The following is a 25,268-nucleotide window of genomic DNA, read 5'->3' on the forward strand; positions in this document are numbered from 1 at the left end:
GTCGCTACCCGAGAACGGATATTTTTGTCGACAGCCCAGTAGTGCGGGTTTTGTACACAAATTTCCACGTCGAAGTCCAGCCTGTATTCGAACAGGATGGTAGTTTTAAATATCCCGACACTCGTAATGGCGGAAGTTGGAAAATTACAAAACCTCGTGAAGAAATGGATGCCATGAGCACCGCAAACACGGCCAAAAACCGTAATCTCCGGCGACTCTGCAAAATGGCAAGGGCATGGAAGAACAAGCACGGCGTCGCGATGGGTGGACTTTTGATCGACACACTGGCCTACAATTTTCTCAACTCCACGACTGATTATGATGAAAAAAGCTACCTGTACTACGACTGGATGAACAGGGATTTTTTTAGGTACTTGGCCGATGAGCCTGTCAAGACTCGTTATGCCGCTCTCGGTAGCGGGCAACATGTGAAGGTCAAAGAGGCTTTTCAGGATGCCGCTGAAAAGGCTTACGATTTATGCGTCGAGGCGATCACGGCTCACGGTACAGATTCTGAGAATACCAAGTGGCAGAAGGTATTCGGGAGTCGATTCCCCGCTGCCGCCAAACAGATCGCCAAAGCATCTCGGTACGATTTTCGCGACACAGAGCAATTCATTGAAGACCGCTTTGCTATCGACATTCGTTACAAGCTCAAGCTTGACTGCGAGGTTACCCAAGATGGGTTTGTGCCTGCTCGCCTACGCACAATGCTCGGCAAGCGGTTCAAGCTGAGTCCGCGTAAGAAACTCAGGTTTGAAGTCGTGGACAATCAAACGCCGGCGGGCGCTCAACTGTATTGGAAAGTGCTGAACCGAGGCGTAGAGGCCGAAAGTCGGGACTGCATACGTGGGCAGATTGTAAAAGATGACGGGTTTTCAGTCATCAAGGAAGAGACATGCTTCTCTGGCGATCATGTGGTCGAATGCTATGCGGTCATCAATCATGTGGTTGTCGCAAAAGATCGTATCCACGTTCCCATTGAGTAGATCATGAAAAAAGAAGCTTTGCTTAAATCCATTGCTGACGTCGGCTACAACATCGGGTTTGGCGGCCGAAAACACTGGGCCACTTACGACATCGTCGATAAAGTCCCTGGCTTGATAGGCTTTGCGTCAATGGCCATAGGTATATTTGCCCTCATTTTTGACGAGCTTAGCGCGAAAGTCCCTTCCGCAACTTTGTTAGTGCTCGGAGTGGCCAGCTTGTATATATCATTCTACGATCACAAAAAAGACCAGTACGAAAGCGCTGCCAGAGAGCTTACGAAGCTGTATGAGTCCCTGCGAGATCTATACCGCGAAGTCGATGAGATCACTGACGAGCCATTACGGGCATATCAGGAAAGGCTGGACAGCATTCGTACTAAATACTACGAGGTTTCACTAAGCAAACAAATACTGTTCAGTGACTGGTATGCGCATTACAAGTTTTATTGGCAGTATCAGATTGATTGGGTGGATGAACAAAAGCATTTCCGCTTGTTTCGCGACAAACTCCCCCTTTCACTGATGTTCTGGGTTGTAGTTGTCGCGACTGCCGCAGTGGTCTATTTGTACCGCACTAACGCCCTACCCTTCATGCACTAATTGCTGCCAGGCTGAGCTAAGGTGATCAAGACCCAGACACCACCTCGGCGCAATAGGTCAGAGTTGAACAACCATACGTCCGACGTTGTCCTACCCCGATGCTTCCTCCCCGACAGCGCAGCTGTCATCACGAAACCCCTGAACTGATCTGGCGCCCGGAATGGCTGGGCCACGCCAATGGCAGCACGGCAGTGGCAGGGATGACCATCGTCAGTGCCACACCGCAAAAGGCGCGTGAGCAATACGCAAGGCTGGGCCGTTTTGACGAGCGCTTTGCCTTGGAATTCGTCGATGCCACGGCGCTGCGGCGCGGTTTGGCGAGCTCGCGCAATCGCTCAGTGCACGGGAGGAGCGATTCGCAGCCATCACCCTGCGCGGCGCCGATCTGCCAGGCATGGCCCGGCGCGCAGCGGATCTGGGTCTGTAACATGTACACGAAAGCGCCCGGGTGGTGATTGCCATTGTGGCGTTCGACACTTTGCTTGAGTTCATCCCATGAATGACGCTATTTGCAACCTGGGGGATGTGGTCGGGCCACATAGCCCAAGCGATCGCTTGGCGTTCATCGGCCTGGATGGCGGGCTGAACGAATCCCCATACCGCTTCGATCAGCTCAATGACCTGGCCAATGCGACTGCCCGAGGCTTGAGTGCGCGAGGCTATGCGCAGGGCGAGCGCATCGCCATTTTGGCCGCGAACTCTGTCGAGTTCATCGCGGTGGTGTTGGGCATCATGCGCGCTGGCCTGGTGGCGGTGCCGGTCAACTACCGTTTTCCCAGGGCATTGATCGAGTACGTGGTCGCCGACAGTGGCGCACGGCTGCTTTTTTGCGATGACGTTGCGCGGGTGCTGCTGGACGGCGGCCTGCAAGCCGGTCTGAAACAGTTCGTCGACCCGGGGGCGTTCGTGTCGTTCGCCCCGACCGCCGATGAGCCGGCGATGATCCTCTACACCTCCGGTTCCACTGGCAAACCCAAGGGTGTCGTGTTGAGCCATGCCGCGCACCTCTGGGTGGTGCGCACCCGTCTTGAAGCGACGCCACTGGCCGATGAGCGCGCGCTGATCGCCGCGCCGCTGTACCACATGAATGCCCTGGCCCTGGCGCTGTTGACCCTGGCCAGTGGCGCGACGGCTGTGTTGTTGCCGCAGTTCATCGCGCAGGATTACATTGAGGCCATCGAGCGCTATCGCTGCACCTGGCTGACGGCGGTGCCGCCGATGATCGCCATGATGCTCCGTGAGCAGGCGCGTCTGGCGCGTGCCGATCTGAGTTCAGTGCGGGTGGTCAGAATGGGTTCGGCGCCGGTGAGCGCGAGCCTGCTGGATCAGATCACGCAGTTGCTGCCCAATGCCCGAGTGATCAACGCCTACGGCACCACCGAAGGCGGTCCGGTGGTGTTCGGGCCCCATCCTGCGAGGCTGCCGAGCCCTGCGCTGTCTGTCGGGCATGCCCATCCCCAGGTGCAACTGCGGTTGCGCGACAACTCGGGCGCCGTTGCCGATGAAGGTGTGCTGGAGCTGAAAAGCCCCGGATTGATGTCTGGCTACCACCATCGCCCTGACCTGCGCGATCCGTTCACGGACGACGGCTTTTATATCACCGGCGATGTGTTCCGCCGTGATGCCGAGGGGTTCTACAGCTTTGTCGGCCGTCGCGATGACATGTTCGTCAGTGGTGGTGAGAACATCTACCCCGGCGAAATCGAGAAACTGCTCGAACGTCATCCCGCCGTCCAGCAGGCCTGCGTGGTGCCTGTGGAGGATGCAATCAAGGGCTTTAAACCCATGGCCTTCGTGGTCCTCAGAAGCGCCGCTCAAACCAGCGAACAACAGCTCAAAGACTTCACCCTCGAACACGCCCCGGCTTATCAGCATCCACGGCGCATCTGGTTCGTCGATGCACTGCCGCTGGCCACCACCAACAAGATCGATCGACCGGCCTTGCTGCTGGACGCCAACCGGCGCCTGCAAGAGCGCACCCCGGAAAACCTTTAATAATCGTCCAGGTCAGGAACCCACCATGCGTCATTTATATCTGCTGCCGCTTGCATTGGCGTGCGCCACCTCGGCCCACGCACTCGACGACGTGACTGTCGCGCTGGCCATTCCGCCCGCCGTTCATGATGGCGCGCCCTTTGCGGCGGCCGAGGAACTGGGGCTGTTCAAGGCGCAAGGCCTGGCGGTCAACGTCGTGGTCTTTCAAGGGGCCGGCGCCTTGTTGCCCCAAGTGGCCAGCAAGCGCGTGACCTTTGGTTTCCCTGTGGCCGAGCCGGTGATCTCCAGCTATTTCAATGGCAAGAACCCGCTGCCAGTGCGCTATTTCTACAATGGTGTGCCCAGCCAGACCCTGGAATACGCCGTGCTGGCCGACTCGCCGATCAAGACCCTGGCCGATTTGAAAGACAAGAAGATCGGCGTCGGCGCGCTCACCTGGGGCACCTTGCCCAACAGTCGCGCTGCGCTGAAAGTCGCTGGGCTCTCGCCTGGTGAGAACGTCGAGTTCGTTGCCGTGGGTGCGTTGGGTGCAGGGTTTCAGGCGCTGCGCAGCAAGCAGGTCGACGCGCTGAATTTCAACAACAGCTGGGACGACATGCTTGGGCGTGAGGTCACCAGGTTTTCGTGGGACAGTCGGGTCAGGGCTATGCGGCAGCTGCTCTTGCCGATGTCATAGGTTTCCATCAAGCCGGGTTCGGTGATGGTGACGCCTGGCATCAAGCGGCAGGAAAGAATATCTCGGCGGATGCGCGCATAAGCGGAGTCGCCCTGCCTGGCAGAGTCAAAAACGGCAGCCGGGGCGGCGCAGGACAACGACATTGCGAACCTCACTGAATGCGTGTGGGCAGCTCACAGAGTCTGTCTGTGCGGCTTACCGGAGACCGCTAAATTAGAGCAAATGAAGTGAATTCCGAACGAATTGTTTCCGCTATACATATGTCGCAAATGCATAATGTAGGCATCCTACGGTTATGATTTTTCATATAGCGTCATACCGACAGCCTTCTGTGCTGGTGGTGCATTGTTCAATGAGAACGGCAAGGTGTGCCCATGGGCGGGGTTACGGCGATGGCCGAACATAGCAGCGTTGGAACGGTAATGGTTGTTTCAAGCCAGCGCGCTGGCTGCGAGTCGGGCGACGATTCACTTGAGTCAAAACGAGTCGTTAACATCCGATAAGCATAATGGTCTATCTGAATTCCAAGCTGTACGCGAGTGTGGTACTGCACCTTCCTCAGAAGATGTTTCCTGAACCATTCCTGCCCCCATGAAATGGACGGTTCATCGCCAAGCATGCCCTCAATAGGTTAGGTTTGCTCCACGATTCGCTCGCAATTGTGCATCTATAACCAGACTAACTACTCTGTGGGATCATTCCCGCTGGCGAATTGGCTAAACCGCGGACCCGTGCCGGATGGCAGACGTCACTTTCTGCCATGAGCCAAAAGAATTAGGGGCGACGCACCATTTGATCTGAAGCTTCTACCAGAGACACGCTATGGGACAGGCGACACAGACTGATCATCTGATTGCCACCGAGGCGTGCTCATCTATGAGGGTCCTACTTTCGACCTAACGCTCGAGTAGCTCTCGCTGGTACAGGGGCTGCGGCATTGACACGTTTTCCGTCGTTACGGCTTGTAAGAGCGACCAGTGGGCTTTGAGACCAGGACCTGACGCAGATACCCGCGGGAAGCCTCCATGTCTAGTCAAATGGACGTCAGCGGATAACCATCTATTTCGTTCCGCTGGACGGTGATTAGCCTGCAGTAGTCGAACTCAGCGCTTCAGCCTAGGTCAAGGATCACTACTTGGAATGGATTCGGACGCTTCCTGAAATGAATCCACTATCCCGAGAGCGTCGAGACAAGGAAAACCAGCCACTCGGAAAATTTGGATCTTGGTCTCAAAGCGTGTCCGTGAGCAGATAACAAACGGCAAGTTCGCCTTTAGAGATCGCGCAGCACGAAAAAAACGTCGAAGATCCGCAGAATTAGATCTTTACTACAGAACTCCGGCGGCTCGGCGACATGCTGGTGAACTATCCGATGGCGGCGCTTTATGTCGCCCCCAGACTCCCATGTCCATTCCGATAAAACGTGTATCCGCGCCCAACTCAGCCGCTGACAGGGATAACGAGTATGAAACTCGAATTTGACGATTTTAGCCGAACCGTTTACGCAGGTCTTACAACCCAAAATGACCTACGCAATTTACAAGAAAGCATCATACTCGATAAGGAGTTAGAGATACTCGCGCTTTGGCGTATTGTTCCGCAGAAACTGGGAGAAAACATAGTACCAAGCCAAGTGAGCGGCGACGAGCGTATTGATATTCTCTTGGAAGCCTTAACCAATGCTTCGGGAGAGGGCTTGATAGGTCGAAAACGCCCGCTAAGATACCCTGGCTTGGTGAGAGTCTCGCGTGAGACGCTGACCCTCGCGATCACTCTCCAAGCAAGCAAGGCTAACTTAAAATCCAGGCTGTTGAAGCTAACAGAGAATGAGCGGAAGACATTTTGGGGCCAGTTTTCTGACTGGACTGGGCTAGAGGCGCTACGAGACGCCGTGGTAATTCCAAAACCTCGGGCTATAAGTTTCTATTGGCAGACTGGCACATCTAGTGAATGCAAATCAGCGGCAGAGTGGGCAACCGTCATAAAAAAGAAGTTAGCAACAGCAAAAAGGTCTCACACAGTAACGGCAAGATCTAAGATTGACCTACGACAACGAGAGCTTGCCTTCCTTCTCGATGCGGATCCATTCGCGAAGTTCTCAACATGCAGAGATACACAACCAAGCGTGAGAGCGAGAATTTCGTCGCCTAACGGAGGGGCACTTTCGGTGATGAACGCTTCGATGCCATTCTTGTTTTGTGGGGAGGGAAAAGTGAAGGTCCGCGATCTTAAGTGCTTGCATGACAAGCTTCCGCCAGGCGCTATGAAAAAAGCCACGGGGCTGGGTGTTAAAATTTCGAGAATTCCTATCGTTGAGGGATCACAGATATTCCATTATCTAGCAAAATAGTTTTCTCAACTGTAGATAGCACCAGTAAATGTTACGCAAAATCTAGCAAGACCGCCAGATTGCTACTCCTTGCATCGGCCAGCTTTTCTGTTTGTGGAGGAGCTCTATTTCATAATCTGCGATATCTGACTCCAGCAGACCCTTGATCAATTTTTTCTTATCAAAGGGAAAACGGTACGCCAGCATTTCGCTGACGTTTCGGAATACACGCAGCACACCGTCGGAAAAAACGGAGGCAAAAATCCCCAAGATTAGCATTGCAAACATTCTCGCCGGGAGTGAATGAGCTGCCAGACCTTGTTCCAGCTTAGTGGCCATATCTAACGTGGAGCTGTATGGATTGTATACGGTATAATTGTTGAAAACTCGAGAAACTAAACAGCGCTGCTCTTTAAAGCGAGTATGCCCTCGCAACGCTAAGGCCAAAATATCTTTAAACATACACTCACATTCACTCCATGGGAAGTTACAAAACTCACCACAAATGATACGCCCTCTCTTTCTACTGACTTCGATGAATGACTGAACATGAGCACTGAGTCTCCACAAGCACGCCCAAGCACCAGAACTAGTTTGGAGGTCTGGATACGTTCGTAGAGAAGGCGTCAAAATCTGAGGATGGGCAGGAGAGAAATCAAAACATGATGCAGTGTAGGCGACCCTTGCCCGATCTGACCCAACGGCAGAAACCGACAATTCTGAAAGCGCGGTGCCATGGTACACACATGTCACAGTTTCAAAACCATCCCAGTTCCGTCGCCAGGCTGGATTTCTGCAAGCCGCGATATCTGAAAAAATACAAATTGGGCAGTAAGATTTTCGCTGTGTCGGATTTGAGATGGTTAACCAACTCGAAGGTGAGCTAAGCTTTCGGAGGTCCTGCTGCGAGACCTGTAGAACACGGCCGATTCGATCCAGCGCAGGTTCTGATAGATTATAATCACGATCTGTCGTATGGATTCCAGAACCGTCCAGCATTTTCATCAAGTCGAGCAAATCTTTCGCACGACTATCACCCGTTTGAAATGAACGGTACAGATAGGAGGATAAGCACTCATTATCTAACGGTCTGAGGATACGAAGTTTAATCATCAGAGGCCCAGTTCGATTGCTGAAAATGAGCTTTCCCGTTAATTTTGAGACAGTCGAGAGTTATTTTCTCCTTTTTGTCAACCATTGCGGCGATGGCTGCATGCTTGATAGCCTCCACAATGGGCTTAGTCACACCATGACTATGTTGCAGCAGCCAACCTACTTTTGTTCTTCCGCTTAAGTCGGAGCGCATTTTCAGCGGCAGGTCGCTCTCGATACTGTCCAGAAAACTTCGAAACTCATCATCGTCACGCCAAAGGGGCACCATGTACCGAATGAACCGACCATCAAGTTGCGGATCAAAATCCAAGACGTTTTTAAATTTTTCAATCGCAAAGCAAATCAGTACAATCGGATGATCCGAACAGCTAGCTTCTCGGAGAAAATTCAAGATATTCCGTTGATCACTCCTGGAGCCTCGCATAAGGTCATGGACGTTATCTATGACAATATATCTTACACCGCGCAACTGGCATGCGGTATCCAATTCAACCTCAAGCTCAGCGGTTGTTGGCTTTCTCAAAGGTGCTACGCCAACATTTAGTGTTGCCAAAAACTTTAGTAAAAATGCCTTATATGTGAGGCATTTTCTTGAATCAAAAAACACAGCATCCGCCTTTCCAAAAAAAAGATCTCGTCGCAAGTGATTTAATAGCGAGGTTTTTCCAATACCGCTGGGCCCAAGGACCAGGAGACATGGAGCTTGCGATGGGTTACTGTCAACCATCATCCTTCGCGCTATATTCTCAATCTGTGCTGCAGCCTCACTGTATACCCACATCCATTTAGTCACGTGCTGGATTCGTTCATCTACTGGCAGTTCGACAATGCCTCTTGCCCGCTCAGAGAGATGTTCATAAGCGCCTTTAATCATAAAAAAATACCTTTTTAAGCTTGGTTGGCCGTTGCGTATCGGACGAGCTACTATCCGCCACAGGCTGAATTTCCATCGGCTCAAAATGGTGCTCTTTTCGCATGCCTCGCTTGCTTCGATTTTTCCTAGCCTGCTTAGTATCGCTTTTCGCTGTATCCTCGAGATTTTTTTGAAATCGCATCAATTCGAAAACACGATCCTCATCTCTTGGATCAATTCCGTTTATTTTTGCCAGGTGCTGAGCAAACTTCAGTTCCTCCATTGAGGTGTCGGAGTTCATTACGTTGGAGTAGTTAATGTCATAGTATTTTCCGTCTATCTCCAGCCATACCGTTCGCAAGGTTTCGGGATTATAGACGAGCGTTAATCGCTCTCCAATCTGGTTTCTTAATATCTCATCCCAATACCTAACGTACTGGAGAGCAACACCCCAAGGATGGACCGTCACTTTAGTTCTCGGCATAAAATCAAGCTTATAAACTTTTTCATCCGCAGGTACTGGCGGACAGTATGGCCCTCCAGTATCCAACTTAAAATAATTGTTCCAAACCATTTTTGGAGAAAAGTTATTTAGACCCTTATGCGGACGAATATGATACCTTTCAATTTCCGCGAGCATCCATTTTCGGAATTCATCAAACGTATAGCAAGACTTTGACTCGCTATCGTAGTCGCCCTTCTCCTCAATGTTTGACAAAGTGGTTCCATTTAAATAATGAACCTCCCCCATAAAAGTTCCGATCCATCTTTCTATATGCCCTCCATAGTGCTTTTCCCTTCTGAATTTCATCTCCATATAATGAGCATCACAAGCTGCAGTTAATTCATCACATTTAAACTCTGCTGCATTATCGCTGTGCAGCGTCTTACCTTCGCCATAAAATGGATATTTAATAAATTCACATCCTATTGACTTTAACCACTTGTCTTTCGGGCAAGCCATGTTTGCGATGCAGCAAGCGACGGAATACCGAGACGGGTGAGACCATGACAAATACACCCCTAAAATTACACGCGTGAAAATATCTATTGCAAAAGTGACCCAAGGCCGACCGATAGGCTGCCGGTTCAACTCATCTACCAAGATGACATCGACAGGACTATGATCTATTTGAATCCATTCGAGAGGAGACTTTGTGTCTAAGGAACCAGGTTTAGGCCGAGACTCATCTCTCGCTCTCTTGGCGCCGTTCGCTATTGTCATTTTTTGCTTAGTAGTTGCGTACTCTCTCGTCCTCGCCTTGATCGTGCCTAAGCTGGGCCTAGGAATCTTCAAAAAGCTACACTGCTCTTTTACTCGTTCATAAGTCTTCGCATATGTGAACTTTGTCCCGGCAGCCGCTTCTACCAGCGCAACATCCACTTGTTCCTTAATTACATCCTCAACATCTTTTGACAGAAATCTAGTCCCTTCTACTCGTCCTCTTTTTTCCTCAAGCAGACTAACAGGACCCGTTGTATCATTATATTTCGCTAGTATTCGATATGCAGTCCGTTGCGAAACTCCAAGCTGTTCTTTCAGCTCTTCAACCACTGCACTATTTTCCAGGCCTTTCGCATATAAAGTACTGACAAGATCATACCGCTCTTTAGCATTTTCCTTCACGCGATCATCAATTTCCCCGCCCACCCATTTCGCGATTTTACACCCTGAACTCAATAACTCTTCGCTCAAAACTGGCCGCAACTCTCCAACTGATACAGATTCGACTCTATTGGTAGTTAAATTGGTAACACGGACATACGAGTCCTCCAGATATTCAACCACTCTTACCTGGTCCTCACCTACTTGAAACATGCTACCTTTGAGTACGCTTATTCGCATGATGATTTCCCTGCCATGCTTGAAATCTAGCCGACTCAACCGAGCTAACAAGGCGTGGCGTTATACTTTGTGAGCATATAAAATTAGGTGCATAGATAAATCTGACAATTTTCAGAGATCAGCTGTTAAATGTGGCAACTTTCATAAAATTAAGCGTAATTAATGTTATTGATTTTTATAACCCTAAGAAAATCAAAGACGTAGATTTTGTCATCTTTAAGTGTTGCTCACATCTGCCCACCGAGTATGCAGGGTTGTGCGCCGGACACGGGATTTTTATAGAGCGCGATTAGATCGTTAACGCATGAGCTTATGCGCGGGGTCAAGGCGCGGGCTGTAGCGCCCGCGCGCGGCAATTTCAGGCAAGAGCGGTCAGCCGCCGAAGTGGTAGCTCACGTCCAGCCAGACCTGTCGCCCGTAGGGGTCGTAATTGCCGGTGGGATAGTACGGCCAGCCTGCGGAGTCGTCCTTTTTCACCTGATTGAGCACGTTATTGACCGTCAGGCCGACGCTGGCCTTGTCGTTGACCTTGTAACGCGCGCTGGCGTTGAAGGTGGTCCAGGGCGAGAGTCGACCGTCGCCGGCGGCATTGGTGACGCTGCCGTAGCGAATGCCGGCCAGGGTCGTGCTCAAGCGCTGATAATCCCAGGTGATGCTGGCGTTGACCTTGCTGCGCCAGTCGTAATTGCTATTGCTGCTGCGCAGGTTTTGCGTCTCGGCGTCATCGGACTCCTTGTAATAGTGGGAAAGCACCGTGCTATAGCCGATCTGCGAACTGAAGGCACCGTACTGCCCTGCCCCCCAGCGGATATTGCTCTTGAGATCCAGCCCGCTGACGCGTTCGCTGGCAGCGTTGATCGCGTTGACCTGCACCCGCTGAAGCTTGTTCGGATCGACCGCGGCAGTGCTGGCGTTGCGTTGGATGCGTGCCAGGACATCCTCGCAACTGGCGGCGTCGAGCTCGCCATTGCGGCACTGGTTTTCCTGCTGCAGCAGGCGATTGAGATCGACGGTGGTCAGCAGATCGGTGATCTCTACACGCCAGAAATCGGCGGAAAAATCGAACTGATGCGAAGGCGACCAGACGAAACCATAGGTCCAGGATTTGCCGCGCTCGGATTTCAAGTCCGGGGTGCCGCTCTGGGTGTAATCGACTCGGCCACGATCACAGGCGCCATCGACGCCCTTGCTGCAGCCGTAGTAGTCGACTTGAGCCGGGTCGTACCCATTGGTGTCTGCCTGATACAGGTAGTTCAGGTCCGGCGCCCGGAAGCTGGTTCCGTAGCTGCCACGCACCAACAGGCTGTTGACCGGGCGCCATTCCAGTCCCAGGTTGTAGGTATTCTGCTGTTCGGTCCTGCCACTGAACTTGTATTGGTCCCAACGGCCTGCCGCAGATGCCAGCAAGGTATCGGTCACCGGGATGCTGAACTCGCCGCCCGCCGCATAGCGATCGCGCGAGCCACCGGAGTTGGAGGCCGGCGTGGTGTTATAGAACGAGCCATCGTTGAGCTGGTCGTCGACATCGATGTGATATGACTGCCTGCCCACTTCGGCAATTCCGGCGAAACCCACCGGGCCCGCAGGCAGTTCGAACAGGTCGCCGTTGACCCCGGCACTGAAGGTTTGTGACACCGACTTGCTGCGCTGGGTCAGGTTGCCACGAAACTGCCGCCACTGGTCTTCAGTCAGCGGCTGGTCCAGGCGCGACTCATCCGGAACGAATACCGGGTAGCCGTCCTGAGTGCCCAGTTGAGGGCCAAGGAAGTAATCACGGATGCTGCTCAGCGGCGTGTAGCGCGTGGTCCGTGTGCTGGTGTATTCCGAGCGGTTGGCCGAGAGCTGATAACCCCAGTCGCTGTTGGCGAACTTGTCTTCCAGACCCAGAGTTCCGGTCCAGGACACCTCCCGCCATTTGCTGTTGTTGCTGGTTTTACCGCCGATTTCCTCACTGGCGAATCCTCGGTACCAGCGCTCCAGGTTGCCGCTGTTCTGGTTGATGAAGTCAGGCGACGTGAAGCTTGGGCCGCGGGTGTTGTTCTGCGTGTGATCGAAACCGAACATCAGGTCGGCAAACACTTTGCCGGTGTCGCTGAAATGCCAGGTGCCTCGGGTGTAGCCGTCGTAGTTCTCTTTTTGCGCCTGCAATGTCCAATAGTCGTTGTAGTACTGATTGGTCGTGCAGCGATTACCACTGCCACCCAGCTTGCCGTTATAGATACCGCCATACGCGCCACAACCGGGGCCCAGGTACTCACCGGTACCGAGATTGCGACGATAGCCGACGTCCTTCGCTGCGCCGTCGTTCATGAAGCCACGCTGGTCTGCCCAGATCGGCTGGCGATTGGTCAGCTCCAGCCCGAAAATCCCGTCGAAATCGCCCCAACTGTCGCCCCCGGTAATTTGCAGCCGCTGGTTGTCGCCGCCGCCGCGCTCGGTGTAGCCGCCGCGCAGGTTGACGTCCACGCCGCTGGCCTTGTCCTTGAGGATGATGTTCACCACCCCGGCAATGGCGTCCGAGCCGTAGATCGCCGACGCACCGCTGCTGAGGATCTCGATCCGGTCGATCATCATCGACGGAATGTTCGCAAGGTTGGTGAAGTTGACGCTGCCATCGTAGGCCGTCGGGTAGTCGGCGACACGACGGCCATTGATCAGTACCAGCGTGTGGTTGGGGCCCAGACCTCGGAGGTTGAGCGCGCTGGCTGCCGGCTGGAACGTGTTGCCGTAATCCTCGCCCTGGGTCATGCCGGTATTTTGGGTCTGCGAGGCGATGGCATCGTAGACGTTGCGGTAACCGCGGGCTTCGATTTCCTGGCTGGTAATCACGTTTACCGGCGACGGGCCTTCGACTTGCGCCCGCGGGATGCGCGAGCCGGTGACAGTGACCTTTTCAAGCGCTACATCGCCGGGCACCTTCGCGCCGGTTGCCGGAGGTTGAGCCACGGGTTTGACCGCGGCTGCAGGCGCAACGGGTGCTGGCTGCAAGACCCAGCCGCCACCGGCGTTCGGTGCTGCCTCAAGCCCCGTTCCTCGCAGCGCCAGCACCAGCGCCTGGCCGGCCGTCAGCTGCCCCCGGATCGGCCCGCTTACAAGGCCTTGCACCAGGGGCTGCTGAAAAGAGATGGTCGAGCCGCTGCTGCGGGAAATACTCAGCAGGACCTGATCCAGCGGCCCCTGGGCAATGTCGAAAGCCAGTGTGCGCTCGCCCACGGCTGGCGCCGCGGCAGGGGTCGCAGATTGTGCCTGCACCCACGCGCTGACCCCGAAGGCACCTACACCAACCGCCAGAGAGAATGTCGCCAGCGAAGGACGACAAGAGCGTTTCAGTTGCATTGCGATAGTCCCATCATGGTTATCAGTTGATGGGATTGAGCAACTGGCGGTGTGTTTTTATAGATCGTCGTTAGGTCATTTAGGCATGGGTTTATAACTTCGAACCGCGTGAGTATTCGCGTATTCGAACAATCGGATCGCGCCCAGCCATCGCACATCAATAAGGTTGTGCAACAACGGCCGGGAATTTATAGAGCGGCGTGAAAATTCTTTTCCAGGGGCTGCGGCGTACGCACAGGCCCTTCATCGCACGTCGATGCTGACCCAGTAAGGGCTGTGATAATCGACCTTCACCGGCAGTGAACCGGCCAGCAGTTGCAAGGCCCGATCCGTGTCGTCCAGCGGGAAGATCCCGCTCAATCGCAGGTTCTCGGCAGCCGGACTGACGCGGATGATGCCTCTGCGGTAGTTGCGCAGCGATTCGATCAACACGCCCAACGACTGGTCGCGTACCTCCAGCAAGCCTTCGGTCCAGGCGGACTCGGCACCCGTTGAGGGTCGCAGCTCCAGGATTCGGTCGGCATCGAATACCGCGCGCTCCCCTGCACGAATGACTTGCACGGCGCCGTTTCGGGTACGGATTTGCACTTGCGAATGCAGCATTGAAATGCCGGTCTGCCCGTCGTTCTGCTCGACCAGGAAACGGGTTCCCAGCGCGCGCATCTGACCCTGTGACGTCTCGACGATAAAAGGTCGATGGCTGTCTCTGGCGACGTCCACCAGCAGCTTGCCGTCAAGCAACTGCAGCAGGCGCCGCTCCTGATCGAACCGCTCGAGCACCTTACTGCGCGCATCTAGCATCAGGGCACTGCCATCGGCAAGGGTCAGGCTCAGGCGCTCACCGGTGCTGGTGGTCAATAGACCGGGCTGTGGCCAGACATCGGTAAGCCGGGCAACGAGCCCTGCGGTGGACACAAGGCCGACCAGCGACAGCGCATTGCGCACGAAACGTCGACGCCCCGACGGTGCATTGAGGGTGTGCAGCAGACTCTCTCTGGGCATGCGCCGCAGCTTGTCATTCTCCAGCACGCCGAGCCCGGCCCCCATCGCCCTGAAGATTTCGGCGCGACGGGGATCGGCATTGCTCCACTGGCCAAACGCCTGATGTTCCTCGGGGCTGGCATGGCCCGACTGCAGCAGCGCCATCCACTGCGCCGCCTCATCGATGATCACCTCATCGGCTGTCACCCCGTTCATGGCTGTACCATCGCCAGGTAACAGCGCTTGAACGCATCGGCCATGTACTGTTGCACTCGGCTGACCGAGACCTGCAACAGCTCACCGATCTGCATATAGGTCAGACCGTCGAGCTGGTGATAGAGAAAGGCGGCCTTGGCCTTGGCCGATAGCCCGTCGAGCAGGCGGTCTACTTCAGCCAGGGTTTCGAGCAGCAGCAATCGTTCTTCCGGAGAAGGGTGAGTTGCGAGCGGCGCCTGAGCCAGCGTCTCCAAGTAGGCGCGTTCAAGATCCTGACGACGCCACCCCTCGTACATCAGGCGCCGGGCGATGGTCGTCAGTAGCGCCCGGGGTTCGCGGATCGACGCGGGATCAGGCAGCGCGAGCACCCGCAGAAAGGTTTCCGAGGCGATGTCCTGCGCACCGTGCGGACATCCCATGGCTCGGTTCACACGAGCGCACAGCCAGCCATAGTCGCTTTTGAATATCTGACCGATCAGACCGAACTGCAGGTTCTGATTCACGCTCATCCCATGCTCCGTGTAATAGCGGCTCTCCAGCCTTATTGTCGAGAAACGGTGACGTTCCTCCTTCTAGGTATCGGGACTGTGCCCCAACTGTTACAAAACTTGGAAGGAATAAAAAAACCGCAGCAACTGCCTAAAAGATATAACAATTGTTGGACAATTCTTTCGCAAAACTCAAATGCCGGCCGCCGAGATACCGCGACACCCGGCGGCGCGTTTCTTCGCGTTGCGATGTGAAAAGCCGCCCCGCTTGCGTGTCGGATTCCGCTGCCGTTCAGGGCACTGCAGCGCTCGCAAATGCTGCTCGAAGCACTTCGATGACCTGAGGGATTGTCGGTCCCTCGATCGCTGGCGGCCGGGCACTTTCGCCAAACTCGCGCCAGATGAACAGTGTCAGTTCCGCGCCATCAGTGCGTGTTTCGGCTTTTGATGGATTGGCGAATGTCTCCAGCAGGCGATAGCGCGGGTCTTCCAGGAACAGCCTTTCGACCCAGGCGTAAACCGGGATCAGGTGAAAGTGGATCGGGTAGCCCGAAGAGTGGCCGTAGCGACTCACGTAAAGGCGTTCTGGGGTCAGCGTGCCCTGCAGGATTGACTGGGTGCGGGCCAGCAATTCGCCGAACGCGTGAAGTGCTGCCATAGGCAGATCGCCGAGGGAATCCACAGGCGCCTTTGAGCCCAGAATCAGGTATCCGGGCAATGCGTTGGCGAAGTTGTGGTTGAGTATCCAATGCTCCGTCTCATGAATGATGAATTCACCGGGAATGTGCAGACGGCTTTCGATGATCGGCATGATGCTATGTCCTGGGCTGCATTGAACGGATCCGGTCTGCAGCATCGCTGACCGGTGCAGAAAATTCGAGGCAAATCCGGCTCGCAATTTCCCTGCAAGTAACGACATGTGTCATCTGGCATCCCGCTGATAAACCACGGTGTCGCAAACCCCATGCCTCCCCGAGACACGCGCATTGGCAAGGGTCTGGACATGCTCGAATCCGGCTGCTTCGGCGAGTTTCTGGCTGGGGATATTGGCCGATGAGGCCGTCAAACGCAGCCGGTGCCCGGAAAGCCGCGACACCAGCGCGGCCAGTGCTTCTTTCATGAATCCGCGGTTGGCGTGGACCTCGCTCACCCAGTAGCCGATTTCGAAACCATCGGCCGGGTCCACCGCTGGCCTGACCCCAATACAGCCCACCAACGGCTGATCATCATCACGCTTGAGCAGAAAATAGCGCTTCTCCGCCACGGGCATGGAGAAGTCGGCGGATGCACGCTCGAGGCTTTCTTGAGTGTCCTCCAGCGTCCAGTGCGGTTTGCTCCAGACCAGGAAATCCCGGTGCAGTTCGTAACTGGCGTTCAGCGCATCCGCCAGCTTTTGCGCAAGCCCGACATCGGGCGCAACCAGGTTCAGGCGCGGCGTCTGTAGCGTCACGGGCAGGCTCGCCTGTTGTTCTATGGTCTGCACCCAGATAAACCCTTCGTCTTCGGTGGGAGGTTCAAGCAGCCCGAATACGCTCTTCAGCGCATCCTCGGGCACGCGCTTGTCCGGGCTGCGCCGGGCGTTACGCAACAGTGCAAGTTCAAGGGATGCCTTCACGAAAATGCCAATGACAGGCACCGCATGCTCGCGCGTAACGGCCAGCAACTTCTCCCTGTGCCGCCGGGCAGGTAACGCGGCATCGAACACAATCGCACGATGGCCGAGCCTGCCGAGGTTCTCCGAGACCCAACGCGACTTGCCCGCGCCCTGCACCCCCATCACCAGATAAACGTGCGCACCACGTCTGGCCTTCGATAACTCGTCATTCAAGAGCGCATAGGCCAATTCCCATGCCCGCCGATTGCGCTCAGCGGTGAACTCCCTGCCGAATTCGGTTTCCAGGTAATCGTCGGGGTTGATGACCAGTGGCGAGCCCGCGGCATCGTCGTCAGCCTCCTTGTGCAGCAGATGAGCGCCCGGTTTATGCTCGCGCGGCCCCAGATCCTGCCAGCCGTTGTGCTGATAAAACACCCAGGCAGGCAGGTTGTCCCGGGCAGCGGTCAACCGCAGAGACTCACATCCCTGGCCACTGAGAAAGCTCCAGGCGTAGGCTTCAAGCAATGTGCCCAGTCCCTGCCCTCGCTGTTCGGGCACCAGATAGAACAGATTGACGTAGCCGATCGAGACATCGCTCGCCAACCTGCCCATTTCGATCTGGCCGACGATTTCGCCATCGCGCCAGACATGGACCAGGCAGCCCGGCAGGTTCGTGTCCTTCTCGCGCAACCAGTCAGCATACCCCTCTGCCCCACCAGCGCTCTGCAGAAAGGGTTCTGCCGAGCCGAAGGCGCAGATGAACGCGTCGATTCTGAAACGCAGGCATACGTCGAGATGGGCATCCAGATCGACCGGCCTGAAAGCCAGGGTGGGAATATGGGAGGTTTGTGTCATGGAAGTTGATTTCCTGCTTGGCGCATATCGTGTGTTGAGCGTGATGAATGAAGCGTTCGGCCAGTCACGATGCACACTCCATGCCGAGGGTTTGTGCGTCCGATTTGATTGATCAGGCTTGGTGTCCAGCAGAGCATGATATGCAACTAAAGGCAGAAAACTGTTTGCACACTGTTGCCGATTCAACAGCTGAAACGGGAGCGGCAGAGGATGGTTCTGCTGTCACGGCGGGCTTGCTGCAAGTCTAAGCCTGGAGCTTGAAGTGCCTTTCAATCCGGCGTGGAAATGAATAAGTTAGGCTTTACCGGTTCACCCCATAGGCGCGAAGGCATTCGCCGATTCGACGGCGGTATACCTGCCACACCAGTCTCGAAGCGTCGCCTGCGCATCGCTGGCCAAGGCCATGTGCCGCCCAACCGTGGGCGCTGTGAACCACCTCAAAAAGGGAGCCTGTGTTGACTGCCCGAATGAAAAAAACAAGATCGGTGCGCCTGCGAGCGGTCACAGCGGCGGACCGAACGCTGATCGAACACTGGGCCGAAACGATCGACAGTTCGAACTTCATGACTCGATTCCAACCGCTGCCTGATCAGCACCTGATCTGGGACATCGTCCAGGTCGACGGCCAAGACGCCGGCGTGGTTTGGCTTGAGTGCGCAGATACCTCGTGCGAAGCCAGGCTCGGCATCATGCTAGGGATACCGACGCTCCTTGGCTGTGGCATCGGTACAGAGGCTATCTTGCTGATCATGGAAAAGGCGAAAGCTCAGGCATCACTTCAGTCGATAGTGCTCAACGTGCGCGCGTCCAATACCCGCGCGATTGCCTGTTACCAACGCTGTGGATTTGAGATCCAGACCCGGTACATGCGCAAACACGGGGAGCAGGCGTATGCGGTGTTGGGCATGAAGAAACGGCTGAGATAGCCCTGGGCTTTGTTGCGGATATGACGGGAACGCCAAATTCCCGGGCACCGCAAACCTGCAGGAGACATCAGAGGTTACGTCGGCAGCGGACGCGGCGGATCAGTCACAGACGCGTGTCTGAGGCACCGCATTCGCCAGTAACAAATCACTTTTCAGACTGACTTGCTCTATACCCCGCGCTGGCCGGTTACCGTTCCTTTAGTGTAAATTCTGCGCCAGCCCCTTCCCCGATACTCGACAGAAACACCCGGGTTTGTCGATTGGATCGCAGGCAAACGACCCGACATGCCGATGGCGCCGTGGCCACAAGCTGCCGCATCTTGGCCCGCGCCGATTTACGGGTGGTCCACATGAAACGGAAAAACTCCGGGAGATTCCCCAGCTGCTCCGGGCAATCCTCTGGAAGGTCGGGTCGAGGTCGACCTCGCAGGGCCAGCGTTCTGAGAAGCACACGCCAGAACCGGAGCGCCGACGCGCGATCGATCCATACCAGGAGATCGGCTCGAGCAATACGACTGTCCCAAGTCGCCGCATGACCGCCTTCAAAAATCCACCGATCGCCAGCCTCGATCTCCCGACAAAGACGCGTCTTCTCGTCGATGCTTCGCTCGATCCATCCAGGTTGCCAATGAATCGTATCGATGTGAATGACCGGTAGCCCGGTGCGCTTGCCCATCTCCCGAGCCAGCGTACTTTTGCCTGAGCCAGGCTGACCAATAATCATGACGCGCTGCATGAAGGCCTCATTGAAATGACCCAACGTCCAAAGCGCCGGCGAGTCCCGGCACCACCCCAACAACCTCGAACAACGAACCGCTGTTCAGACTCACATCCGCTGTCTGCCGGGCTTGCCGGTTGCCGTTCAGCGCAACGGAAAATCCCACGGCCCGGAACAGAGGAATATCCGACACCGAATCTCCGACATGAAAAACGTCGGACATGGCGATGCCCCGGGTTGCGCATAGTTCTCTCACGAAGCTTGGCTTGTCGTGCTCGGTGAAATCCGACTCGACCTCGCCCGTGAATACGCCGGATTCGTCTGTTCTCAAAACCGGGCCGCTGGAACCAATGAATCCATATCGACGTGCAAATATCTCCCCGACGCTTCTCCAGGCCAACGTGCAGATCACCGACGCAACCCCCCGTCGTTGAAGCCACTCGACGGTCTTGCTGATATCGGCAATGACCGGAATGTCCTCCAGCATTCGCACAAGGTCGTCCCGGTCCAGATTACGGTAATAGACAGCATCACGAGCAGCCACTTCGATATTGCTGACACGGCCTGCCAGATACCCTTCCTCAAGCTCCCGCATGATTTCTGCATGGCCTATTTTGGCGGCCAGATGCTGGCCGGTGCTGGTCAGGGCCAACGTCCCGTCCAGATCAAAACAGGCGAGTTTCCACGGCATGGCAAGGCTTCCTTGAATTCAATGAGACTGTGACGAATCCAGTGCTATATGGCAGCGTATCAATCAACACACCCTGCCAAAGGGTCCATCAGAAAACGCCCCAGATCCGCACGCGCCTCCTGCGCCAGCAACCCGACCACGACGTCGACACCCGCTTCGCGCAGAATCCGTATCCCCGCGCCCGAATTCCTCGGATCAGGGTCGAGCATCCCGACAAACACCCGCTTGACCCCAGCTCTTACCAGCGCTTCAGCGCAGGACGGCGTCCGACCGTGAAACGCGCAGGGTTCAAGGGTCACGAATGCTGTGGCCGCAGAACATCCCACCGTTAGCCGACTCAACGCCATCGCCTCGGCATGATGCTGCCCCGGCGACTGAGTAAAACCCTCGCTCACCACCTTGTCGCCCTGAACCAACACGCACCCAACCGGCGGATTAGGCAAACACGCTGGCAGCGCCTGCCTGCCTTGAGCCAGCGCCAGGCGCATGAAATAAGTATTCGATGTTGATGACGAGTTGCTCACGTTGTCCTTCAATCCTGGAAAGTAACGGACACCTGAGTGCCGTTGAGGCTACGGGTTTTCGTTCAGATCGACAGACGAGTCAGATCAGCTTTGCCATGTAAAACTCATCCACATAAACACCAGCCACCAAAAGCGCACAGGCTCGGGTGCCTTCGCAAACGAATCCGTGTCTGCGGTACAAGGCGACCGCTCGGATGTTGGCGGTCATGACTGTCAGCTCAAGACGCCTGACACCCGACGCTTTCGCCCATTGCTCTGCCTGCATCATCAAGTCATCACTCACACCCAGTCCCCAGTGGCTACGTTTGATGCCAAGGACTAGTCGAGCTGTGTGACGGTTGCGCAGGGCTATTCCCGACGCGACAGCAATGAACCCCACCAGATTGCGATCATCTTCGGCAACGAACAAGTCTCGGTGTCGGACGCGGTGATGGCATTGATTCGGCTGACCTGCTGCTCAAGGCTGGTGGTGCGCTCGCCAGGCTCCATCAGCATGAAGTCAGTCTCGGTATCCAGCGCCCGATTGAGTTCGATCATCTGTGCGGCGTCGAGTGTCTGGATCAGGCGGATTTGCATGAGCAGTGTCCCCCTAACAACATCATGCGTGCTCAACCTCGCTGAAGGTGTAAAGCGGTTTGAGCTCAAGGCCTGCTTCGGCCAGCGCCTCTTTTCTTCCCGTCTGCTCCCCTTCCCGGATCGGAGTTTAAAGGCGCCATTCAGGCGAGCAGAAGGACGGATTCTCGCGGCGAGTTCGGGCATTGCGCTAATGCTTCCTGCGATGGTGAGAACGGTTGTGCGGCGCAGTTAGAGCAATGATTGTGCCGAGCCGCTGACAAGCGCTGCGCCGCGCACGTTAAACCTTGCGACCGATAACTCATTGCATGGCATCGGCTCGCTCCAGCAAACGCGCCACTACGTCCGCGAGGTCACGACCTACCACAAACGCATCCTGCTGACAGGCTTCCCGATCTTTCAAACCATTACCTGTCAGCACGAGGCAACCGCGAGCCCCGATATTGCGTGCGGCGAAGACATCCGTAGCGCTATCGCCGATGACAAAGCAACGAGATGGATCAAGCCTCAGTTCATGGCACGCCCTTAGATAAAGCTCAGGTTGAGGTTTCGCACAGCGGCATCCAGAGTGAAAACGATGAGGACATACGTAGGGTCCGAGCAACGGTATGCCATCCGAGAGCCAGCTGGAGCGAAACGTCTCGAACCACTCACCAAATTGCGCTTGTGAGTAATTCCCTTTGGCAATACGGGACTGAACGGTAATGACAGGACAGACGAAACCCGCCTCTGTCAGACGACCCACCGCATCCCTGACGCCGCGCAGTTCGACGAGGTCTTCCAAAGACTGGGCACTGATCGGCATGACCAGCGTGCCATTCAGATCGAGGAAAACCGCCTTTGCTCCCTTCATACGCATTTCACTCAACGCTACCCGCATAGCCGGGATTATCGGGCCTGCCGGACCAGAATTGCTCGACACGCCTTAGACACTGCGCGTTAGCGCCATAACCGAGCAATGGCAGCGCATCGATCAAAGACAGCCACTGCCAGGACGAATGTTCCGCTGACAGAAGCGGCTCGGCATCCGCCTGGATCTGGGCTGTGAAAATCCGCTCCTCCACGTGTTCCGGACCTGTGCCGTAATGCCTGCGCCATTGTTCCTTGATCGGGTAGTCGTGGCTGAAGCCGATGTCGTCGGGACGTTTGATTGTCAATGCGGTTTCTTCCAGCACCTCACGAATCGCCGCCTGCAGGAAGCTCTCGCCATGCTCCAGAGCGCCCGAGACACCCTGATAAAACGCGGGTAGCCCCAGGTCTCTGCGCGCTATGCGCTGGAAAATCAGGTATTGCCGCTCGTTCGCGACGCAGCGCGTCAGAAAAACCTGAACGGAATAAGGACGTCGCAATGGCGGTTGCGGTGGCATCGACAGAACACTCATCTGATGCCCGCTTAGCAGGCTTTATGGGGAGCAAAGCGGTTGGCTCAGGTTCGAGCGATCCAGACAACCGGTCTAGGCATTACAAGAAACATGCCGTCGTGGCGAGCGCGCAATTGCCAGGCGCAGCGCTTCTTCAATGCCCCGTGCCAAACACCTGAAGAACACTTTGCGCCAGCAGACACAGCTGGCCCAGCTCACACTGCCTGCATACTCTATCCGAGCACCGGTATCGTTCTTGCACACCCACACGCTTTCACTCGCCCCCACGAAGCCCATCGCCATGACACACACCCGACACGCAATCTTTCTCAACGGCCCCATAGGCTCCGGCAAGACCACCCTGGGACGCGGCCTTGCCGATCGGCTCGCCGGGGGCTTCATCGATGGCGATGATTTCTCGGCGGCCGATCGCCCGTGGTACTGCTCCATTCACTCGACCAGCAAGGCAATCGTTCGCGAAGGTCTCACTGTGCTCATGCACGCGCCGACGGTGGTCATTGCTTACCCACTTGGCTGCGTGAACTGGATCTATTACCGCAGACACTTTACCGACGCCGGCGTGCGCCCCTTTTTCGTCAACCTGAGGGCGTCGTACCTGTCCATCGTTGCGGCGGACCGGGGCCGGGCGTTCAGCGCACAGGAACGCCAACGCATCAAGGTCATGATCGACGAGGGTTACGCTGAGCGCCGCTTCAGCGATCTGACTGTCGACACCGACCAACAGGATTTTGCCGCGACGCTGGATCATCTGGAGCGAACCATCCGTGAGCGGATCTTCACGTGACCACATCCATTCGGGCCGCCCACACCTGCTGGCCAGCACCTGACTACACGAGATTCGACATGCCTGCATTGACCAAAAAAATACTCGGCAAAAATGGCAGTTTGAGCTGGGGAACGCTCAACTTTACGCACCCGTCGCTTACCGAACTTGAACTGCCTTACTTTGATGTCACCGCTGCCCAGCCCGGTCCGCACATCGCGATCATTGCCGGGATGCACCCCAATGAAGTCGATGCCATGGAAGCGGCGCTGCGTCTTAAGGACTATTTCGCTGACGCGCTGCTTCGCGGCTCGGTGTCGATTCTGCCGGTGCTGAATATTCCGGGCCTGTTCGCCCATTCGGAGTTCGTCTGCCCGATCGACGACAAGAACATCAACTTTCTCTCGCCGGGCGATCTCGATGGCTCGTTCAGTCAGGTGTTGATCCATCAGGTGCTGCACGAGTGGGCCAGGGATGCCGCGGTATTCATTGATCTGCACGGCGGTGACCTGCGCGAAGAGGTGGCGAAATTCGTCATGTGCCAGCTCACTGGCGATCCCGAATTCGACGCACACACCCAAGCGCTGGCGCATCGGTTCGATGCCGACAGCATCGTCGAATTCGCGGCTGGGCAGACCAATAACCGAGGCCGGGCAACCAATGAGCTGCCATGGCTGGGACGTCATGCGGTGATGGCCGAGGGCGGCGCTAATGGCGTACTCGACCCGGAGTGCATCGAATTCCATTTTCAGGGCGTGGTGAACATCGCGTGGTTTCTGGGGCTCACCGCGGACATCGCGCCCACCGCCAAGCAACGCCGAAACCTGGTGGTGCACAACTTTTTCAAAGTCGAGGCGCCTATCAGTGCAAGGCTCTATCTGAGTGTCGCAGCAGGCGAGCAAGTCGCTGCCGGTCAGCTTCTGGGGGTGCTCAAGGACATTTTCGGTGATCGGCAAACAGAGCTGGTGGCGCCCTATGCGGGGTACATCCTGATGATCGTCAACCACCCGATCGTCAATCAGGGAGAGTGGCTGATCAGCCTTGCGCCGCTGGATGATAACGCGCGATGAGGGTGTTGCAGGAGGAGCATGGGCATACCCGGATCGGGAGTGGTGGGCGATTGTCACGGTGGCCCGGGCGGCGCCTGGTCCCCGAGGACCTATGTGGGACACTGGGCGCTGCTTGCGCTCCCCTGGACTCGAGCAGGCGCTGAGCATTGTTGGAAAACATGTGGTTGTCCAGATTTAGTCGGTATTCAAAGCCGAGTACAACTTGAAGTTCCCAGGACTACCTCGAACCATGCGGTACGATCGCAACATTCCCTCGTAGTGAAACCCACACTTTTCCAGCACTCTGGCCGAACCTGAATTGGTCTCAAGCACCGTGCCTTGTATCCGTACAAACCCGTACTCGATAAACGCCCAGCGCGTAATGGCAGCACACACGGCGCTGGCTACACCCCGTCCCCAATTGCCGGGCGCGAGATCATAGGCAATTTCCGCACTTCGGTTAATTTCGGAGATCGTGTGAAACCCTATTGTGCCAATAAGCGCTCCGCTGGCCTCACTGACGATTGCAAGTCGGCGCAGAGAGGCTGCTGAAGTTGATTCAATCCCCTCGAATAAAGGCAACAGGTCTTCTGCGGCTTTCAAGTCCCAGCTAGTGTGTTGAACGACCTCATCCCTTGAAAGGTACGCGTACCACGCCGATAAGTCGGTACGCTCCAATTGTCGAAGCGAGATCCCCGGATAGTCTGGTTCGGGTGCTTTTTGAATTCTCATCTGCGCCTTTGCTCCCCTTTTGCCATTCCCGGCGTTTAA

25 protein-coding genes and 2 pseudogenes are annotated in these 25,268 nt (G+C 55.8%); 9 read left to right on the forward strand and 18 right to left on the reverse strand.

All coding sequences use genetic code 11. The features are described from left to right. From CE491_RS02685 to CE491_RS02705, 5 genes are all read left to right on the forward strand, one after another. The coding region (locus tag CE491_RS02685) for a nucleotide-binding domain-containing protein (RefSeq protein ID WP_110946857.1) at positions 1 to 989 on the forward strand (989 nt) is incomplete at its 5' end. A gap of 3 nt (positions 990 to 992) precedes the next feature. Beyond that, positions 993 to 1,589 (forward strand): SLATT domain-containing protein, encoded by a 597-nt coding sequence (locus CE491_RS02690; protein WP_110946830.1) that lies wholly within the window; start codon positions 993 to 995, stop codon positions 1,587 to 1,589. Between the two features lie 200 nt (positions 1,590 to 1,789). After that, the gene (locus CE491_RS02695) at positions 1,790 to 2,044 is read left to right on the forward strand and encodes a hypothetical protein (protein WP_234407484.1); all 255 of its coding nucleotides are present in this window, start codon (positions 1,790 to 1,792) and stop codon (positions 2,042 to 2,044) included. Between the two features lie 40 nt (positions 2,045 to 2,084). Then, positions 2,085 to 3,584: a class I adenylate-forming enzyme family protein gene (locus CE491_RS02700; RefSeq protein WP_110946832.1), complete on the forward strand. Its 1,500-nt coding sequence runs from the start codon at positions 2,085 to 2,087 to the stop codon at positions 3,582 to 3,584. Positions 3,585 to 3,609: 25 nt separating this feature from the next. Further along, positions 3,610 to 4,260 (forward strand): ABC transporter substrate-binding protein, encoded by a 651-nt coding sequence (locus CE491_RS02705; protein WP_110946833.1) that lies wholly within the window; start codon positions 3,610 to 3,612, stop codon positions 4,258 to 4,260. Here CE491_RS02705 and CE491_RS31130 read toward each other — a convergent pair. After that, positions 4,245 to 4,403, reverse strand: a pseudogene (locus CE491_RS31130) (hypothetical protein); the annotation flags it as partial. The gene CE491_RS02705 and the pseudogene CE491_RS31130 sit on opposite strands and share 16 nt — an antisense overlap. 1,322 nt (positions 4,404 to 5,725) lie before the next feature. Between CE491_RS31130 and CE491_RS02715 the strand changes: the two are divergent. Beyond that, positions 5,726 to 6,610 carry a hypothetical protein gene (locus CE491_RS02715; RefSeq protein ID WP_110946834.1) on the forward strand — a complete coding sequence of 295 codons (885 nt, stop codon included), beginning with the start codon at positions 5,726 to 5,728 and terminating at the stop codon, positions 6,608 to 6,610. Between the two features lie 42 nt (positions 6,611 to 6,652). Here the strand turns inward: CE491_RS02715 and CE491_RS30605 are convergent, their stop codons facing one another. The 9 genes and pseudogenes from CE491_RS30605 to CE491_RS02755 form a co-directional block, all read right to left on the reverse strand. Beyond that, positions 6,653 to 7,051 carry a hypothetical protein gene (locus CE491_RS30605; protein WP_234407485.1) on the reverse strand — a complete coding sequence of 133 codons (399 nt, stop codon included), beginning with the start codon at positions 7,049 to 7,051 and terminating at the stop codon, positions 6,653 to 6,655. Positions 7,052 to 7,324: 273 nt separating this feature from the next. After that, positions 7,325 to 7,702 (reverse strand): annotated as a pseudogene (locus CE491_RS31135) (TniQ family protein); the annotation flags it as partial. Beyond that, entirely contained in the window at positions 7,695 to 8,576 is an 882-nt protein-coding gene (locus tag CE491_RS02725; protein WP_110946836.1) for a TniB family NTP-binding protein, read from the reverse strand. The gene CE491_RS02725 and the pseudogene CE491_RS31135, both read right to left, overlap by 8 nt. Continuing rightward, complete coding sequence (locus CE491_RS02730; protein WP_110946837.1) at positions 8,569 to 10,401, reverse strand: Mu transposase C-terminal domain-containing protein; 1,833 nt, start codon at positions 10,399 to 10,401, stop codon at positions 8,569 to 8,571. The genes CE491_RS02725 and CE491_RS02730 overlap by 8 nt, the downstream gene beginning before the upstream one ends. 372 nt (positions 10,402 to 10,773) lie before the next feature. Beyond that, the gene (locus tag CE491_RS02735; RefSeq protein ID WP_110946838.1) at positions 10,774 to 13,737 is read right to left on the reverse strand and encodes a TonB-dependent receptor; all 2,964 of its coding nucleotides are present in this window, start codon (positions 13,735 to 13,737) and stop codon (positions 10,774 to 10,776) included. A 243-nt stretch (positions 13,738 to 13,980) separates the two neighbouring features. Then, positions 13,981 to 14,934, reverse strand: coding sequence for a FecR domain-containing protein (locus tag CE491_RS02740; protein ID WP_110946839.1), 954 nt, complete (start codon positions 14,932 to 14,934; stop codon positions 13,981 to 13,983). Further along, complete coding sequence (locus CE491_RS02745) at positions 14,931 to 15,443, reverse strand: sigma-70 family RNA polymerase sigma factor (protein ID WP_110946840.1); 513 nt, start codon at positions 15,441 to 15,443, stop codon at positions 14,931 to 14,933. The genes CE491_RS02740 and CE491_RS02745 overlap by 4 nt, the downstream gene beginning before the upstream one ends. Positions 15,444 to 15,714: 271 nt before the next feature. Then, positions 15,715 to 16,233 carry an HIT family protein gene (locus CE491_RS02750; protein WP_199884952.1) on the reverse strand — a complete coding sequence of 173 codons (519 nt, stop codon included), beginning with the start codon at positions 16,231 to 16,233 and terminating at the stop codon, positions 15,715 to 15,717. A gap of 111 nt (positions 16,234 to 16,344) precedes the next feature. Beyond that, the gene (locus tag CE491_RS02755; protein ID WP_110946841.1) at positions 16,345 to 17,871 is read right to left on the reverse strand and encodes a GNAT family N-acetyltransferase; all 1,527 of its coding nucleotides are present in this window, start codon (positions 17,869 to 17,871) and stop codon (positions 16,345 to 16,347) included. A 455-nt stretch (positions 17,872 to 18,326) separates the two neighbouring features. Between CE491_RS02755 and CE491_RS02760 the strand changes: the two genes are divergently transcribed. Beyond that, positions 18,327 to 18,797, forward strand: coding sequence for a GNAT family N-acetyltransferase (locus CE491_RS02760; protein ID WP_199884953.1), 471 nt, complete (start codon positions 18,327 to 18,329; stop codon positions 18,795 to 18,797). Positions 18,798 to 18,984: 187 nt separating this feature from the next. Here the strand turns inward: CE491_RS02760 and CE491_RS02765 are convergent, their stop codons facing one another. From CE491_RS02765 to CE491_RS02795, 7 genes are all read right to left on the reverse strand, one after another. Further along, positions 18,985 to 19,533, reverse strand: a complete 549-nt coding sequence (locus CE491_RS02765; RefSeq protein WP_110946843.1) for a P-loop NTPase family protein — start codon at positions 19,531 to 19,533, stop codon at positions 18,985 to 18,987. A 7-nt stretch (positions 19,534 to 19,540) separates the two neighbouring features. Continuing rightward, on the reverse strand, positions 19,541 to 20,206 hold the full coding sequence (locus CE491_RS02770; protein WP_110946844.1) for an HAD family hydrolase: 666 nt from the start codon (positions 20,204 to 20,206) through the stop codon (positions 19,541 to 19,543). A 59-nt stretch (positions 20,207 to 20,265) separates the two neighbouring features. Continuing rightward, entirely contained in the window at positions 20,266 to 20,730 is a 465-nt protein-coding gene (locus tag CE491_RS02775) for a bifunctional diaminohydroxyphosphoribosylaminopyrimidine deaminase/5-amino-6-(5-phosphoribosylamino)uracil reductase RibD (protein WP_234407486.1), read from the reverse strand. 79 nt (positions 20,731 to 20,809) lie between these two features. After that, on the reverse strand, positions 20,810 to 21,109 hold the full coding sequence (locus CE491_RS02780) for a GNAT family N-acetyltransferase (protein WP_199884954.1): 300 nt from the start codon (positions 21,107 to 21,109) through the stop codon (positions 20,810 to 20,812). Further along, positions 21,079 to 21,306: a hypothetical protein gene (locus CE491_RS02785; RefSeq protein WP_110946847.1), complete on the reverse strand. Its 228-nt coding sequence runs from the start codon at positions 21,304 to 21,306 to the stop codon at positions 21,079 to 21,081. Before CE491_RS02785 ends, CE491_RS02780 begins: the two co-directional genes overlap by 31 nt. A gap of 298 nt (positions 21,307 to 21,604) precedes the next feature. After that, on the reverse strand, positions 21,605 to 22,156 hold the full coding sequence (locus CE491_RS02790) for an HAD-IIIA family hydrolase (RefSeq protein WP_199884955.1): 552 nt from the start codon (positions 22,154 to 22,156) through the stop codon (positions 21,605 to 21,607). Positions 22,157 to 22,163: 7 nt separating this feature from the next. Beyond that, positions 22,164 to 22,685 carry an NUDIX hydrolase gene (locus CE491_RS02795; RefSeq protein WP_110946849.1) on the reverse strand — a complete coding sequence of 174 codons (522 nt, stop codon included), beginning with the start codon at positions 22,683 to 22,685 and terminating at the stop codon, positions 22,164 to 22,166. Positions 22,686 to 22,965: 280 nt separating this feature from the next. On the opposite strand from CE491_RS02795, the gene CE491_RS02800 reads away from it, so the two are divergent. Beyond that, entirely contained in the window at positions 22,966 to 23,469 is a 504-nt protein-coding gene (locus tag CE491_RS02800; protein ID WP_110946850.1) for a shikimate kinase, read from the forward strand. Between the two features lie 59 nt (positions 23,470 to 23,528). Further along, positions 23,529 to 24,518: a succinylglutamate desuccinylase/aspartoacylase family protein gene (locus CE491_RS02805; RefSeq protein ID WP_110946851.1), complete on the forward strand. Its 990-nt coding sequence runs from the start codon at positions 23,529 to 23,531 to the stop codon at positions 24,516 to 24,518. A 174-nt stretch (positions 24,519 to 24,692) separates the two neighbouring features. Here the strand turns inward: CE491_RS02805 and CE491_RS02810 are convergent, their stop codons facing one another. Next, positions 24,693 to 25,229 carry a GNAT family N-acetyltransferase gene (locus CE491_RS02810; RefSeq protein ID WP_110946852.1) on the reverse strand — a complete coding sequence of 179 codons (537 nt, stop codon included), beginning with the start codon at positions 25,227 to 25,229 and terminating at the stop codon, positions 24,693 to 24,695. Between the last annotated feature and the right edge of the window lie 39 nt (positions 25,230 to 25,268).

The organism is Pseudomonas bohemica, from assembly GCF_002934685.1.
Classification (GTDB): domain Bacteria; phylum Pseudomonadota; class Gammaproteobacteria; order Pseudomonadales; family Pseudomonadaceae; genus Aquipseudomonas; species Aquipseudomonas bohemica.